Origin of the sequence: Lentzea sp. NPDC102401 (assembly GCF_044765805.1) — a bacterium.
Taxonomy (GTDB): Bacteria; Actinomycetota; Actinomycetes; order Mycobacteriales; family Pseudonocardiaceae; genus Lentzea; species Lentzea sokolovensis.
Genome location: NZ_JBIWKS010000011.1, coordinates 161148 through 174200 on the forward strand (window position 1 = coordinate 161148; position 13053 = coordinate 174200).

Genomic DNA, 13053 nt, shown 5'->3' on the forward strand with positions numbered 1-13053 from the left:
GCGAGTCTCCCACGCAGTGACGGCTCGTTGTCCTAACGTTGTCTGCTGGCGAGGTGCGAATTCAGGGAGGCCACGATGCGAGCGCTGCGAGTCATCGGGCTCGACGAGGACGGCAAGTCCGTCATTCTCGAGGACCCCGAAAACCGCGGCGAGCGCTTCACGCTCCCCGCTGACGAGCGCCTCCGGGCGGCCCTGCGCGGTGATCTGGCGCGTCTCGGCCAGATGCAGATCGAGTCGGGCGAGGCCCTCATGCGGCCTCGCGAGATCCAGGCCCGCATCCGCGCCGGCGAGTCGATCGAGCAGGTCGCGGCCGCCGCCGGCATGCCCACGCACCGCATCGAGCGCTTCGCCTACCCCGTTCTGCTGGAGCGTTCGCGCACGGCCGACCTGGCCCAGCGCGCGCACCCGGTCCGTGAGGACGGCCCGGACGTGCAGACGCTCGGTGAGGTCGTCGCGCACTCGTTCGGCCTGCGCGGCCACGACCTGTCCGACACCAAGTGGGACGCGTGGCGCGGCGACGACAACCGCTGGATCGTGCAGCTGCAGTGGAAGACCGGTCGCTCGGAGAACCGCGCGCACTGGGCGTTCCACCCCGGTGCGCAGGGCGGCACGGTGACGGCTCTGGACGACGCCGCGGTCGACCTGATGGACCCGAACCCGAACCGCACGCTGCGCACGGTGCGGCCGGTGACGCAGCTGGCACGGCAGGCCCTGGAAACGCCCCCGGCCCTTCCGGCGGCCCCCGCACCCGTTGCCGAGGAGCCCGCACCCGTGCCGGTTCCCGCTCAGGCGCCCGCCCCCGTGGCGGCACCTGTCGTGGCCGAGAAGCCGGCTCAGGAGAAGCTGCCTGAGCCGGAGCCCGCGCCTGCCCCGCCTCCGCCACCGGTGAAGACGGAGCAGGAGCCCGCGGCGGAGAAGCCGGTGCGCAAGGACCCTCCTCCGAAGCGGGGGAAGAAGAACCACCCCATCGTCCCTTCGTGGGAAGACGTTTTACTGGGCGTGCGGTCGAACCGCTGAGTGAGACGCTGACACCGTGGGACGTCGTGTCGCGCTGGCTGCCGGAGTGGGTGCACTCCTCGGCCTGGCCTGGTGGGGAATGTTCGAGCTCCTCGCTTCGGGCGCGGTCTGCTCGAAGGACGAGTGGGGCTGCCTCCAGGCCTTCGTGATCGCCACTCCGGTGTTCGCGGTGGCCGGGGCGGTCGCGGGTGGGATCGCACTGCGTTCTTTGCAGGTGTCGCGGGCATGGCTGGTGGCCGTGCCCGCGACCCTCATGGCGGTGGTCGCGATGATCCTGTTGCTGGGAACGACTTTTTTGGCCTTCGCGGTGTTCGCCGCGCTGTACGCGTTGATCGCCGTGCTCACGAACCCTCCGCGCGGTGAAGGTGCAGTGGAGGGTTCGTGAAGATCGAGCTCTCGCGGGCCTTGATCAGGTAGCACTGGGCGCATGTTGCTGCGCACTGTGGTGGGGGCGGTCGCTGGCGTTCTGGCCGGGGCCGGGTTCGCGCTCACGCTCGAAGGATTCAGCCGGTACTGCTACCTCCGGCCCGGCCGCACCGGCTGCGGCGTCGGACTCCCGGTGTTCTACCCACCCGTCTTCGCGCTGTGGATGGCCGTCGCGGGTGTCCTGATCTGGGTGGGGTTCCGGGTGGCCCGGCAGGAACGCGGGTGGCTCGCGACCAGCGTCGGCAGCGTGCTGTGGGCCGTGTCGATCGTGGCCGTCGTGTGGTTCAAGGCCACCTACCTCGACATGTACCAGGAGGACGGGGTCCGGTTCCTGATGGCCGCGGCGGTCGTCGTGCCGTGCGTGGCCTATGCGGTCGCCGCACTGGCGGCGGGGCGGGCGCGGCGGTGCTGACGCGGGCGTTGGTCGGGGCGGCTGCGGGAGGGGTCGCCGGGATCGCGGGATACCTGAGCTGGTGGTGGGTGCTGCCGCCTCAGTGCGTGGGCGCGGCCGGCCGGACCTGTGACAGGTGGACGCTCTCCGGGCTGTTGTTCCTGCCCGTCTTCTGGGCCGTCGTGGCGAGCCTGGCCCACTACTGGACGCTCGCACTGCTGCGCCTTCCGCGAGCTTGGCGGGCGACCTGGCTCGGGTGCGTGTTCTGGCCGGTCGTCTGGATCGCGGGTGTGTACGTGGGGTGGACGCGCGACGAGGTCTCGATGATCTTCGTGCCGGTGATGGCCTTCGCGATGGCGGGCGCGCTGACCGGCCGGCGCGACCCGTGACCCCGCAAACGTGACGTTCGCGGTGGCAGGAGGTGGCCGCCATGCCTTGGCTGGCGTGGTGACGCTGGTTACGGTGGGTGGCGTGACAGAGCAGAGCACCGCGGGCAAGACGGGCAGGACGGGACGCCGGCTGTTGTTCCGGGTCGTCCTGTCGATGGCCGTCGGCGCCGGGCTGGTGCTCGGGTGGACGTGGGCGTACGAGTCGGGCTTCCTGAAGTCGTGGCTCGACAGCACGTCGATGTCGGCGTTCCTGCTGCTCGTGCTGATCGGGTTGCCGCTCGCGCTCGTGTCGTCGCTGGTGCTGGCCGGGCCGATCCTGCGGCTCTTCGGGGTGCGGCCGGTGTGGCCGATCATCCTGCTCGGACCGATCGTGCTGGGCGTCGGGCTCTACTTCAAGGTGCACGAACCCGCCATCGGGTGGTTCGCCAACCGGCACCACGCCGAGGCGTTGCTCGCGGCCGTCGCCTACGGGCTGGTCGGCCTGTTCACCTTCAGGAAGTGACCGGCACCTCGTCGAGCAGGTTCAGGTCCCAGCCCTCGCGTTCGCACCAGTCCTCGGCCTCCTCGCGGGAGACGAGCATCGCGTGTCTCGGGCGTGGACCTGCCAGGTGGTCCCAGCCGTCCGGAGCCAGCACGTAGTTCACTCCGTCGCGTGAGGCGATGAGCCGTCCGTGTGGAAACGCCATCGTCTGCTCGGTTCGCAGAAACCGCGTCATGGTGGTCATCGTGCCCTTGACCTCGACCTAAGTCGAGCCTGCACCCTCCGGTGGGGAGAAAAACCGGATGCTGAAGACGGGTCCGACTTCGTACTTTGGAGACGACCTGGAGGGGGCTCATCGCGTGAGCGATCAACGAAACTCGACGATCAGGACCTTGCGGAGGTTGTGGCCGTACGTGCGGCCGCACCGCGCACGGATGATTGTCGTGCTGTCGGCGACGATGCTCGCGATGCTGTGTGGTCTTGGCATCCCGCTGCTGACGCAGCGCATCGTCGATGGTCCGATTCAGAACAAGCAGACCGGTCCGCTGCCGTGGCTGATCCTGGGCGTGCTGGTGCTCGGGCTCGGCGAGGCGGCGCTGTTCTACATCCGGCGCAAGATCGTCGCCAGGCCGGCGGCCGAGGTCGAGGCGCGCATGCGGTTCGACCTGTACCAGCATCTTCAGCGGCTGCCGGTGTCGTTCCACGACCGGTGGCAGTCCGGTCAGCTGCTGTCGCGCGCGACGAACGACCTCACGACCGTGCGGCGGTTCGTCGCGTTCGCGATCGTCTTCCTGATCGTGAACAGCGCGGTCGTGCTGATCGGGCTGGGCATCATCGCGGCGCTCTCGCCGTGGCTGCTGGTCGTGTCGCTGTGCGGCTCGCTGCCGTTGATCATCATCTCGTACTTCTTCGAGTCGAAGTTCAAGGTCGTCGCGCGGAGGGCGCAGGACCAGGCGGGCGACCTGACCACGACCGTCGAGGAGTCGGTGCTCGGCATCCGGGTGCTCAAGGCGTTCGGGCGCGGGCCGGAACTCTCGAAGCGGTTCCTGGCACAGGCGCGGGAACTGCGGGCGACCGAGCTGAACAAGATCTCGATCCTGGCCGCGCTGTGGTCGGTGCTGATCGTGCTGCCGGAACTGTCGATCGCGGGCATGCTCGGCGTCGGCGCGATCGGCATCGTGAACGGCTGGATGACGGTCGGCACGCTGGTCGCGGCGGTCGCGGTGAGCGCTTACCTGCGCTGGCCCATCGACTCCATCGGCTGGCTGCTGGCGGAGACGAACCAGGCCGCCTCGGCGCTGGAACGCTACTGGGAGGTCATCGACTCCCCCGTCACGATCACCAGCCCCGCCTCGCCCGCGCCGCTGCCCACGCCGCTGCGCGGGCACGTTCGTTTCGAGGGCGTGCGGTTCGCGTTCGACGACGGCCGCGAAGTGCTGTCGGGCATCGACCTCGACCTGCGTCCCGGCGAGACGCTGGCGCTGGTCGGCGCGACGGGGTCGGGCAAGACGACGCTGACCGCGCTCGTGCCGCGGCTCGCGGACGTCACCGGTGGCCGGATCACGATCGACGGCGCCGACGTGCGGGACCTCTCGCTGGAGGACCTGCGGACCGTCGTGGGCACCGCGTTCGAGGAACCGGTGCTGTTCTCCGCGTCGGTCACCGAGAACGTGGGGCTGGGCCTGCCGAACGTCACCGAGACCCAGGTGCGCGAGGCGTTGCGGGTCGCCAAGGCGGAGGAGTTCGTGGACGCGCTGCCGTGGGGTCTCGCGACCCGGATCGGCGAGCAGGGCCTGTCGCTGTCCGGTGGTCAGCGGCAACGGCTGGCGCTGGCGCGCGCGGTCGTCGGCAGGCCGGCGGTGCTGGTGCTGGACGACCCGCTGTCGGCGTTGGACGTCCACACCGAGGCCGAGGTGGAGGGTGCGCTGCGCAGGGTGTTGCGCGACACCACCGCGTTGGTCGTGGCGCACCGGTCGTCGACCGTGCAGCTCGCCGACCGCGTGGCGCTGCTGGTCGACGGCAAGATCGCCGCGATCGGCTCGCACCGGGAACTGCTGGACACCAACGAGGAATACCGCCGGCTTCTGTCCAGCATGGACGAGGACCTGGTCGAAGAGGAGGTGGCGTCGTGAGTGAAGTTGTCGCACCCGTTGCGGCTGAAGAAGAAGAGTGGCGCGGCGTCGCCTCCGAGGAGATCGAGGAGATCTCGTACTCGACGGGCCTGCGCCTGCAGGCACGGTCCCGCAGGCTGCTGGGATCGTTGCTGCGCCCGCACGTCGCCCGCACGTCGCTGGCGATCGCGGCGGTCGTCTTCGGCAACCTGGCGGCTCTCGCGGGCCCGTTGCTGATCGCCGCCGCGATCGACAAGGGCATCCCCGACGCGGTCGGCGGCAGCCCGGCGATCCTGATCTGGTGCGTCGCCGGCTACGCGGTCTGCGCGCTGCTGATGACGTTCCTGCGCTGGGCGTTCCTGCGGATCTCCGGCCGCGTCGGCCAGGACCTGCTGCTGGACCTGCGCGGCCGGATCTTCCGGCACTCGCAGAGCCTGTCGGTCGGCTTCCACGAGTCGTACACGTCCGGCAAGGTCATCTCCCGGCTGACCAGCGACGTCGACGCGTTGCAGGACCTGCTGGAGGAGGGCCTGGACAGCCTGTTCAACGCCGCGCTGTCGGTGGTGGGCATCGCGGTGATCCTGATCTGGCTCGACGCCCCGCTGGCGTCGGTCGTGATCGCGGGCTTCGTGCCGCTGTACTTCCTGTGGCGCTGGTTCCGCCGCCGTTCGATGGAGGCGTACCGGGGCACGCGCGGCGCGATCGCCAAGATCATCGTGCAGTTCGTGGAGTCCATGAACGGCATCCGCGCGGTGCAGGCGTTCCGCCGCCAGCCCCGCAACGAGCAGATCATGGCCGGCTTCAACGGCCAGTTCCGCGACGCGAACACCGATGCACTGGGCGTGATGGCCACGTTCGTCTCGACGATCCGCGCCATCGGCAACGTGTCGCTGGCCGTCGTCCTCGCCTGGGGTGCCTACCGGGTCGCGGACGGCGCGGTCGAACTGGGCGTGCTGGCGGCGTTCATGCTGTACCTGCGCCGCTTCTACGACCCGTTCGACGAGCTGGCGATGTTCGCGAACTCGTACTCCTCCGCCACCGCCGCGCTGGAGAAGATCTCCGGCGTCCTGGAGGAGCAGCCGTCGGTGCCGGAGCCTTCGTCACCGGTGGCCGTCCAGCACGCGCGGGGCGCCGTCCGGTTCGCCGACGTGGAGTTCCAGTACCCCGGCACGTCCCGGCTGGTGCTGCCGCGCTTCACGCTGGACGTGCCGGCGGGCCAGACCGTGGCCCTGGTGGGCGCGACCGGCGCCGGCAAGACGACGGTGGCGAAGCTCGTGGGCCGCTTCTACGACCCGTCGTCGGGCTCGGTGCGGCTCGACGGCACGGACCTGCGGTCGATCGCGGACACGGATCTGCGCAAGGCCGTGGTGATGGTGACGCAGGAGAACTTCCTGTTCTCGGGCTCGGTGGCGGACAACATCGCGCTGGGCCGTCCGTCGGCGTCGCGGGCGGAGATCGAGGCCGCCGCGGCCGAGCTGGGAGCGCACGAGTTCATCGCGGCTCTGCCGGACGGCTACGACACGGACGTCCGCAAACGGGGCGGCCGGTTGTCCGCGGGACAGCGCCAAATGGTCGCTTTCGCGCGTGCTTTCCTGGCAGACCCGGCGGTGCTGGTCCTGGATGAGGCAACATCATCCCTGGACGTGCCCACCGAACGCGCCGTGCAGGCAGCGCTGGAGACAGTGCTGGCCGACCGGACGGCGTTCATCATCGCCCATCGCCTGTCGACGGTCCTGATCGCGGACCGCGTTCTGGTGCTGGATGGTGGCATTGTGGTGGAAGACGGCTCCCCCGCGGAGCTGATCGGTGAGCGGGGCCGGTTCGCGGCCCTGCACACGGCCTGGCGCGACTCGCTCGCGTAGGCCTGCAGGTCGCGTTCGCGCCAATGGGGATCTGGCGCGAACGCGACCTCACGACTCCAGCTCGGTCGTTCTCCCTAGTCACCGCGTCCGATAGGTTTCTGGCCGAAGGTCCAGACCGAGGAGGACGCAGTGGAGTTGCGAGTCCGGGACGGCCGCGCCGTGCTGGCCGGGGAAGACGACTCCGGTGAGCGCGAGGTCGACCCGCACAGCCTGCCCCTCGGCGCCGATCTCGCGGAGGCGCTGCACGAGTGGGCGAAGGTCGCCGACGCGGTGGTGCGCTCCGAGACGCCCGCCGACGGCGTGGCCAGTGCGCTGGTCGCGCGCAGGGGCAAGCAGCTCGCGGGCAGGATCGCGTCGGTCATGAACTCCCCCGTCAGCTACACCGACCCCGTCAGCGGCGAACTGGTCAGCGTCGACGCTCCCGAGGCGGCCGCGGTCGCCGTGCAGACGGTGGCCGAGGACGAGCCGGAGCCGACGCCGTGGGGCACCGGGCTCACGGTCAGCGTCATCACGGCCGCGATCGTCACGGTGACCGTCGTGTCGCTGTCGCTCGGACTGGGCGAGACCAGCCGGTGGCTCGCGCTCGTCGCGAACGTGCTGGTGGTCGGCGGGCTGGCACCGTCGGTCTGGCTCGGGCGCAGCGTGCCGGTGTGGCGCTGGGTCGCGTACGGGGTCGTGACCGGGGTGCTCGTCGCCTGGCTGGCCCTGATCCTGACGTTGCTCTAAAGCAGGGCGTAGAACGCCACCGCGCCCGCGGTGGCCACGTTCAGCGAGTCCACGCCCGACGACATCGGGATGCGGACGGCCAGATCCGCGGCGTCGATCGCCTCGTCGGTGAGGCCCGGCCCCTCCGAACCCAGCAGCACCGCCACCCGACGGCCGCGCAACCCCGCATCTGCAAGATGCAGAGCGGATGGGCGCGGCGTCAGAGCGGCAACGGTATAACCCTTTTGCCGCAACAGGTTCAGCGCCGCGGGCCACTCATCTGTGGTAGCGAACGGCACGCGCAGGACGTGACCCATCGACACCCGCACACTGCGTCGATACAGCGGATCGCTGCATCCCGGCCCCAGCACCACGCCGTCGACGCCCAGCGCGGCGGCGTTGCGGAAGATCGAACCCAGGTTCTCGTGATCGCCCACGCCCTCGAGCACGGCGAGGCGCTGGGACGTCTCGGCGAGCTCCTCGAACGACACCGCGGGAGCGCGGTCCGCCGCCGCCAGTACACCCCGGTTCAAGTGGAAACCAACGGCCGACGCCATAACCTCTGCTGACGTCACGTAGGCGGGAACGTCCAGGTCAGAAAGGTCCAGCGCCTCGATCCGCCGCCGCACCCCGAGCAGCCCGCGCACCGGGTACGGCGACGCCAGCAGACGTTCCACCACCACGACACCCTCGGCGATGACGAGACCTCGCCCGCCCGGTCGATCCGGCCTGCGGTCGGCCGTCGACAGGTCCCGGAAGTCGTCCAGCCGAGGGTCCGCCGGGTCGTTGATCTCGATCACCTTCGCCACGCCGGAAGTTTCGCATCCGGTCCGGTGTGGAACAGGCGAGGTAGTCCGGAGGGCGGAACCGCACACGTCCGACCAGGGGATGATCGCTGGTTGTTACCTCCACGTGACAGAGAGCACCGTTTTGGGCGATGTAAAGGGGGATTGCGCTGTGCGACTTTTGGCGTTCCGCCTGGCCCGCGCCCACCGGCGCCGAGCGAAGGGGTAGCGGCATGGGAAGTGAAGTGTCCAGCCGCACTTTCACCAGAGACGATCGCCAGCGCTATCGCGAGAAGATGCAGCGAAGTCTCGACGCATTGGCCACGATGCTGGCCGAAGACACGTTCTCCTTTCCCCGTCGGCAGATGGGGCTCGAGATCGAGCTGAACCTCGTCGACGACGCGATGCGGCCGGCGATGGCGAACTCGGAGGTGCTCGAGAAGATCGACGATCCCTCGTACACGCTGGAGCTGGGGCAGCAGAACCTGGAGATCAACGTGCCCCCGCGCGAGCTGGCCGGGGGTGAGATGCTTGGCCTGGAAGAGGAACTGCGCACGTCGCTCGACAACGCGGACTCGAAGGCCAACGACGCGGGCGCCAACCTCGCCATGATCGGCGTGCTGCCCACGTTGCGGGAGAGGCACTTCGACCGCAAGTGGCTCTCCGAGGCGCCGAGGTACGCGCTCCTCAACGACACCATCTTCAAGGCACGTGGCGAGGAGATGGTGCTGCGCATGGAAGGCCCGGCGATGCCGGGCAAGAGCCCGGAGAAGCTGGACACCTACGCGGAGTCGATCCTGCCGGAGGCCGCGTGCACGTCCGTGCAGCTGCACCTGCAGGTCGAGCCAACACACTTCGCCGCGCACTGGAACGCCGCGCAGTGCCTGGCGGGCGTGCAAGTCGCCATCGCCGCGAATTCGGCTTTCCTGCTGGGCAAGGCGCTCTGGCACGAGACCCGGATCCCGTTGTTCGAACAGGCCACCGACACCCGTCCGGACGAGCTGAAGAACCAGGGCGTCCGTCCGCGCGTGTGGTTCGGTGAACGGTGGATCACGTCGATCTTCGACCTGTTCGAGGAGAACGTGCGCTACTTCCCCAGCCTGCTGCCCGAAACCGACGACGAGGACCCGTTGGAGGTCCTGGAAGCCGGTGGCGCGCCTCGTCTTTCCGAGCTGCGCCTGCACAACGGCACGATCTGGCGCTGGAACCGCCCTGTCTACGACGTCGTCGACGGCGTGCCGCACCTGCGCGTCGAGAACCGGGTCCTGCCCGCGGGCCCCACCGTTCTCGACACGATGGCCAACGCCGCCTTCTTCTACGGCGCCCAGCGCGCGCTCACCTCGCAGGAACGTCCACTGTGGACGCAGATGTCGTTCCAGGCGGCCGAGGAGAACCTCTACACCGGCGCCAGGCACGGCATGAACGCCCAGCTGTACTGGCCGGGCATCGGCTGGATCCCGCCGGACGAGCTGGTGCTGCGCAGGCTTCTGCCGATGGCGCACGACGGCCTGCGCGACTGCGGCGTCTCCGACGAGGCCCGCGAGCGCTACCTCGGCGTGATCGAGCAGCGCTGCCTCGCGCGGCGCACGGGATCGTCGTGGCAGCGGGAAACCGTTGCGCTGCTGGAAGAACGTGGCCTCTCCAGGGATGCGGCGCTGTCCGGCATGCTCAAGCGGTACATGGAGCTGATGCACGGGGGCGAGCCCGTGCACACGTGGCACGTGGGCTGACCCGCTAGGGCCGCAGCTTCTGCAGGAACGTCTCCCACACGGCCTTGGACAGGCCGGCGTCAACGGCGCCGCCGGCCTCGTCCCCGCCGACGAACACCGCCACCGACAGCTCCGGGGTGGCTCCGGCGAACCACGCGTGCCGCGTCCCGGTCGGCCACACGCCTTCGCGGCAGGCCATCCAGAGGTGCCCCCGGAACAGCCAGAACTCGCCTCATCGCATCCCCCGGCGGGAAACTCCCCCAGGGAATCGAATCCAGCGGCGGCGTCCAGCCTCAGAGCGTCAGCGGCGGCGCCCCGCCTTCAGGGGCGCGACGTCCGCGCCGTCGTGGGAGATCCGGCACTCGTCCGGCGTCACGGCCTCGACCGCCAGCGTCAGCTCGCCCTTCACTCCCGTGTAGATCGACTCCCCTCGCGACGCCAGTGAGGCGTGCACGCGGTTGGAGTCGGTGAAGTCGCGCTCGTCCTTCACCCGCTTCTTGCCGGTCTCCTCGGGCCTGGTGGCGCTGCGGAGGTTGACCTCCAGCCACGCGGCCACCTCCGCCGGCGACGTCAGCACTTCCTCAGGGGTGCGTTCCAGCCGAACCTGCCGAGGAGAGGCGTGATCGAGAGAAGTGTGCTCCACATAGGCGTGCCAGTGGGTGTTGCGCATCGACCAGGTCTGTTCGACCGGCCAGTCCTCCTCGGTGGTCATGCCTCCTATCTTCCACCCTTCACACGAGGAAACGTGAGAAGGTCGCGGACGTTGATCTCGTGATCCACCCGCACGGCCGATGCGAGCCGCCGATCGTGCGTGACCAGCAACAACGTGCCTTCGTAGTGTTCGAGTGCCTGTTCCAGCTGTTCGATGGCCGGCAGGTCGAGGTGGTTCGTCGGTTCGTCGAGCACCAAACATGTGGTGCCACGAGCCTGCAACAAGGCCAATCCCGCGCGGGTGCGTTCACCCGGTGAGAGGTCCCGCGCTGGCCGCAGCACGGCGTCCGCGCCGAGCCGGAACTTCGCCAGCAGCGTGCGCACCTCGACGTCCTGCAGCCCCGTCGCGCCGGCCACGATCCGCAACGCGCTCTCGTCGCTCGCGAACTCCGCCCGGAGTTGGTCGACCTCGCCCACGACAACACCAGGCCCGATCGAGCGGTCGCCTTCGGACAGCGGGATGCGGCCGAGCAACGCGCCGAGCAACGTCGACTTGCCGGAGCCGTTCGGACCGGTGACGCGCCACCGCTCACCCGCGCCGATCGTGAGGTCGATCGGCCCGAGCGTCACGTCGCCACGGCTGACCACGGCGTGGCGCAAGGTGAACGCGACCGAGCTGCCCCGCCCGGCCGACGGCAGGGTGAGCCGCAGCTCCCAGGCCTCGCGCGGTTCCTCGACCTCCTCTATCCGGTCGAGCTGACGCTCCACAACGGACGCTTTCGCGGTCAGGCTCTCCGCGCCGCGCTTGAGCCCCGCCCTGACGTTGCGGTCCGGTTCGTCGTTGAGCGTCTTGGCGCTCGTCGCCCGGCGCACGCCCTTGCGCGACCACTCCTTCACCTGCCGGCTGCGCTGCACCAGCGAGTCGCGTTTGGCCGAGTACGCCTCGTACTCCTCCTGGGCGCGACGGCCCGCGTTCGCCTTCTCCTCGACGTAGGCGTCCCACCCGCCACCGAACACGGTGATCTTGTGGGTGAACTCGTCGAGCTCGGCGATCGCGGTCGTGGTGCGCGCCAGGAACTCGCGGTCGTGACTGACCAGCACGATCGCGCCCTGATACGCCCGGACGTGGGACTCCAGCAGATCGAGCCCGGCGGCGTCGAGGTCGTTCGTGGGCTCGTCGAGCAGCAGGACGTCGGCACGGGTGAGGAGCACGGCCGCGAGCCGGAGCCTCGCCTGCTGGCCACCCGACAGCTCGTCGGGTTCCCGGCCGTCGAGCAGATCGGCCCGCAGTCCAAGACGGTCGCAGACGGCGTCCGCGCGTTCGTCGAAGTCACCGGCACCGATGGCGATCCAGTGGTCGAACGCGTCGGAGTACCGCTCACCGCCGCCGTCCGCGAGGGCTTCGGCCTCCCGTTGCAACCACTGCTCGGCCCGCGCGACGCCGGTGCGCCGAGCGAGGTGGTCCCGGAGCGACTCCCCAGCCACGTGGAGCGTCTCCTGCGTCAGATGCGCGACGATCCCGGTGCTGGAGACAGATCCGGATTCCGGCAGCAGCTCACCGGAGAGCAGGCGGAGCAACGTGGACTTGCCGACGCCGTTGGGCGCGATCAGGCCGACGCGGTCACCAGGCGAAACATCGAAATCAACCTCCGAGATCACGGTCCTCGGACCGAACGACAGCGAAATTTTCCTGGCTGTCAGCACGGACACGCTTACGACGGTACGACCGCACGCAACTGGTTAACTCCTCTTATTGCTAGTAAGTTGCAACTACCAAGCGATTGCAGGAGACGTCATGGCCCAGTACGTGCTGCCGGATCTCGACTACGACTACGGCGACCTCGAGCCGGCGATCATCGGTGAGATCAACGAGCTGCATCACGGCAAACACCACGCCGCCTACGTGAAGGGCGCGAACGACACGCTGGAGCAGATCGAGGAGGCCCGCGACAAGGAGGCCTTCGGGGGCATCGTCGGCCTGGAGACCACGCTGGCGTTCCACCTCGCGGGCCACGCGCTGCACCAGGTGTGGTGGAAGAACCTCTCACCCAACGGCGGCGACAAGCCCGTGGGCGAGCTCGCGGCCGCGATCGACGAGCACTTCGGCTCGTTCGACAAGTTCCGCGGCCAGCTCAACGCCGCCGCGTCCTCGATCCAGGGCTCCGGCTGGGGCATCCTCGCGTGGGAGCCGATCGGCCAGAAGCTGGTCACGCTGCAGCTCAAGGACCACCACTCGAACCTGTCGATCGCGACCACGCCGCTGCTCGCGTTCGACATCTGGGAGCACGCGTACTACCTGCAGTACCGCAACCTGAAGACCGACTACATCTCGGCGCTGTGGAACGTCGTCAACTGGGAGGACGTGTCCGCTCGGTTCGAGGCGGCGCGCGCCGGTCAGAACGGTCTGCGGCTGCCCTGAGGCTTCGGCGGTGGGTGCTCCGACAAGCTTCCCGCTGCTGAAACACGACGAGGCCCCCTCTCTGCCCAGAGAGGGGGCCTCGTCCGTTCCCGAACTGACTGACGCTC

15 protein-coding genes are annotated in these 13053 nt (G+C 69.3%); 10 read left to right on the forward strand and 5 right to left on the reverse strand.

The features are described 5' to 3' along the window. The first annotated feature begins 75 nt into the window (after nt 1-75). The 5 genes from sepH to ACIRG5_RS33145 all read left to right on the forward strand — a co-directional run bounded on the left by sepH (nt 76) and on the right by ACIRG5_RS33145 (nt 2725). Nucleotides 76-1017: a septation protein SepH gene (gene sepH, locus ACIRG5_RS33125; protein ID WP_402912055.1), complete on the forward strand. Its 942-nt coding sequence runs from the start codon at nt 76-78 to the stop codon at nt 1015-1017. Nucleotides 1018-1033: 16 nt separating this feature from the next. Next, nucleotides 1034-1402 (forward strand): hypothetical protein, encoded by a 369-nt coding sequence (locus ACIRG5_RS33130; protein WP_402912058.1) that lies wholly within the window; start codon nt 1034-1036, stop codon nt 1400-1402. 42 nt (nt 1403-1444) lie between these two features. Continuing rightward, nucleotides 1445-1855: a hypothetical protein gene (locus ACIRG5_RS33135; RefSeq protein ID WP_402912061.1), complete on the forward strand. Its 411-nt coding sequence runs from the start codon at nt 1445-1447 to the stop codon at nt 1853-1855. Further along, nucleotides 1849-2223, forward strand: coding sequence for a hypothetical protein (locus ACIRG5_RS33140; protein ID WP_402912065.1), 375 nt, complete (start codon nt 1849-1851; stop codon nt 2221-2223). The genes ACIRG5_RS33135 and ACIRG5_RS33140 overlap by 7 nt, the downstream gene beginning before the upstream one ends. 82 nt (nt 2224-2305) lie before the next feature. Continuing rightward, on the forward strand, nt 2306-2725 hold the full coding sequence (locus tag ACIRG5_RS33145; protein WP_402912068.1) for a hypothetical protein: 420 nt from the start codon (nt 2306-2308) through the stop codon (nt 2723-2725). Here the strand turns inward: ACIRG5_RS33145 and ACIRG5_RS33150 are convergent. Beyond that, a complete protein-coding gene (locus ACIRG5_RS33150; RefSeq protein WP_402912071.1) occupies nt 2715-2939 on the reverse strand; it encodes a hypothetical protein in 225 nt (74 codons plus the stop codon). The two genes, ACIRG5_RS33145 and ACIRG5_RS33150, sit on opposite strands and share 11 nt — an antisense overlap. 124 nt (nt 2940-3063) lie before the next feature. Between ACIRG5_RS33150 and ACIRG5_RS33155 the strand changes: the two genes are divergently transcribed. The 3 genes from ACIRG5_RS33155 to ACIRG5_RS33165 all read left to right on the forward strand — a co-directional run bounded on the left by ACIRG5_RS33155 (nt 3064) and on the right by ACIRG5_RS33165 (nt 7403). Then, complete coding sequence (locus ACIRG5_RS33155) at nt 3064-4836, forward strand: ABC transporter ATP-binding protein (RefSeq protein WP_402912074.1); 1773 nt, start codon at nt 3064-3066, stop codon at nt 4834-4836. Next, entirely contained in the window at nt 4833-6677 is a 1845-nt protein-coding gene (locus tag ACIRG5_RS33160; protein ID WP_402912077.1) for an ABC transporter ATP-binding protein, read from the forward strand. The genes ACIRG5_RS33155 and ACIRG5_RS33160 overlap by 4 nt, the downstream gene beginning before the upstream one ends. Nucleotides 6678-6806: 129 nt before the next feature. After that, nucleotides 6807-7403, forward strand: a complete 597-nt coding sequence (locus tag ACIRG5_RS33165; protein ID WP_402912080.1) for a DUF2537 domain-containing protein — start codon at nt 6807-6809, stop codon at nt 7401-7403. Here the strand turns inward: ACIRG5_RS33165 and ACIRG5_RS33170 are convergent. Next, nucleotides 7400-8191 (reverse strand): RNA methyltransferase, encoded by a 792-nt coding sequence (locus tag ACIRG5_RS33170; RefSeq protein ID WP_319975785.1) that lies wholly within the window; start codon nt 8189-8191, stop codon nt 7400-7402. The two genes, ACIRG5_RS33165 and ACIRG5_RS33170, sit on opposite strands and share 4 nt — an antisense overlap. A gap of 209 nt (nt 8192-8400) precedes the next feature. Here ACIRG5_RS33170 and ACIRG5_RS33175 point away from each other — a divergent pair, with 209 nt between their 5' ends. Then, nucleotides 8401-9897, forward strand: a complete 1497-nt coding sequence (locus ACIRG5_RS33175; protein WP_402912083.1) for a glutamate--cysteine ligase — start codon at nt 8401-8403, stop codon at nt 9895-9897. Nucleotides 9898-9901: 4 nt separating this feature from the next. On the opposite strand, the gene ACIRG5_RS33180 is transcribed toward ACIRG5_RS33175, so the two are convergent. The 3 genes from ACIRG5_RS33180 to ACIRG5_RS33190 form a co-directional block, all read right to left on the reverse strand. After that, nucleotides 9902-10075: a hypothetical protein gene (locus tag ACIRG5_RS33180; protein ID WP_402912086.1), complete on the reverse strand. Its 174-nt coding sequence runs from the start codon at nt 10073-10075 to the stop codon at nt 9902-9904. Nucleotides 10076-10177: 102 nt separating this feature from the next. Further along, a complete protein-coding gene (locus ACIRG5_RS33185; RefSeq protein WP_030467775.1) occupies nt 10178-10588 on the reverse strand; it encodes a hypothetical protein in 411 nt (136 codons plus the stop codon). A 5-nt stretch (nt 10589-10593) separates the two neighbouring features. Next, on the reverse strand, nt 10594-12237 hold the full coding sequence (locus ACIRG5_RS33190) for an ABC-F family ATP-binding cassette domain-containing protein (protein WP_402912089.1): 1644 nt from the start codon (nt 12235-12237) through the stop codon (nt 10594-10596). An 85-nt stretch (nt 12238-12322) separates the two neighbouring features. On the opposite strand from ACIRG5_RS33190, the gene ACIRG5_RS33195 reads away from it, so the two are divergent. After that, entirely contained in the window at nt 12323-12946 is a 624-nt protein-coding gene (locus ACIRG5_RS33195) for a superoxide dismutase (RefSeq protein WP_402912092.1), read from the forward strand. Nucleotides 12947-13053 lie beyond the last annotated feature (107 nt).

Bases quoted from the DNA above. Each gene is read 5' to 3' on its own strand.
- ACIRG5_RS33180 (WP_402912086.1), bottom strand. From the start codon at position 10,075: ATGGCCTGCCGCGAAGGCGTGTGGCCGACCGGGACGCGGCACGCGTGG.
- ACIRG5_RS33195 (WP_402912092.1), top strand. From the start codon at position 12,323: ATGGCCCAGTACGTGCTGCCGGATCTCGACTACGACTACGGCGACCTC.
- ACIRG5_RS33150 (WP_402912071.1), bottom strand. From the start codon at position 2,939: ATGACGCGGTTTCTGCGAACCGAGCAGACGATGGCGTTTCCACACGGA.
- sepH (WP_402912055.1), top strand. From the start codon at position 76: ATGCGAGCGCTGCGAGTCATCGGGCTCGACGAGGACGGCAAGTCCGTC.
- ACIRG5_RS33175 (WP_402912083.1), top strand. From the start codon at position 8,401: ATGGGAAGTGAAGTGTCCAGCCGCACTTTCACCAGAGACGATCGCCAG.
- ACIRG5_RS33135 (WP_402912061.1), top strand. From the start codon at position 1,445: ATGTTGCTGCGCACTGTGGTGGGGGCGGTCGCTGGCGTTCTGGCCGGG.
- ACIRG5_RS33185 (WP_030467775.1), bottom strand. From the start codon at position 10,588: ATGACCACCGAGGAGGACTGGCCGGTCGAACAGACCTGGTCGATGCGC.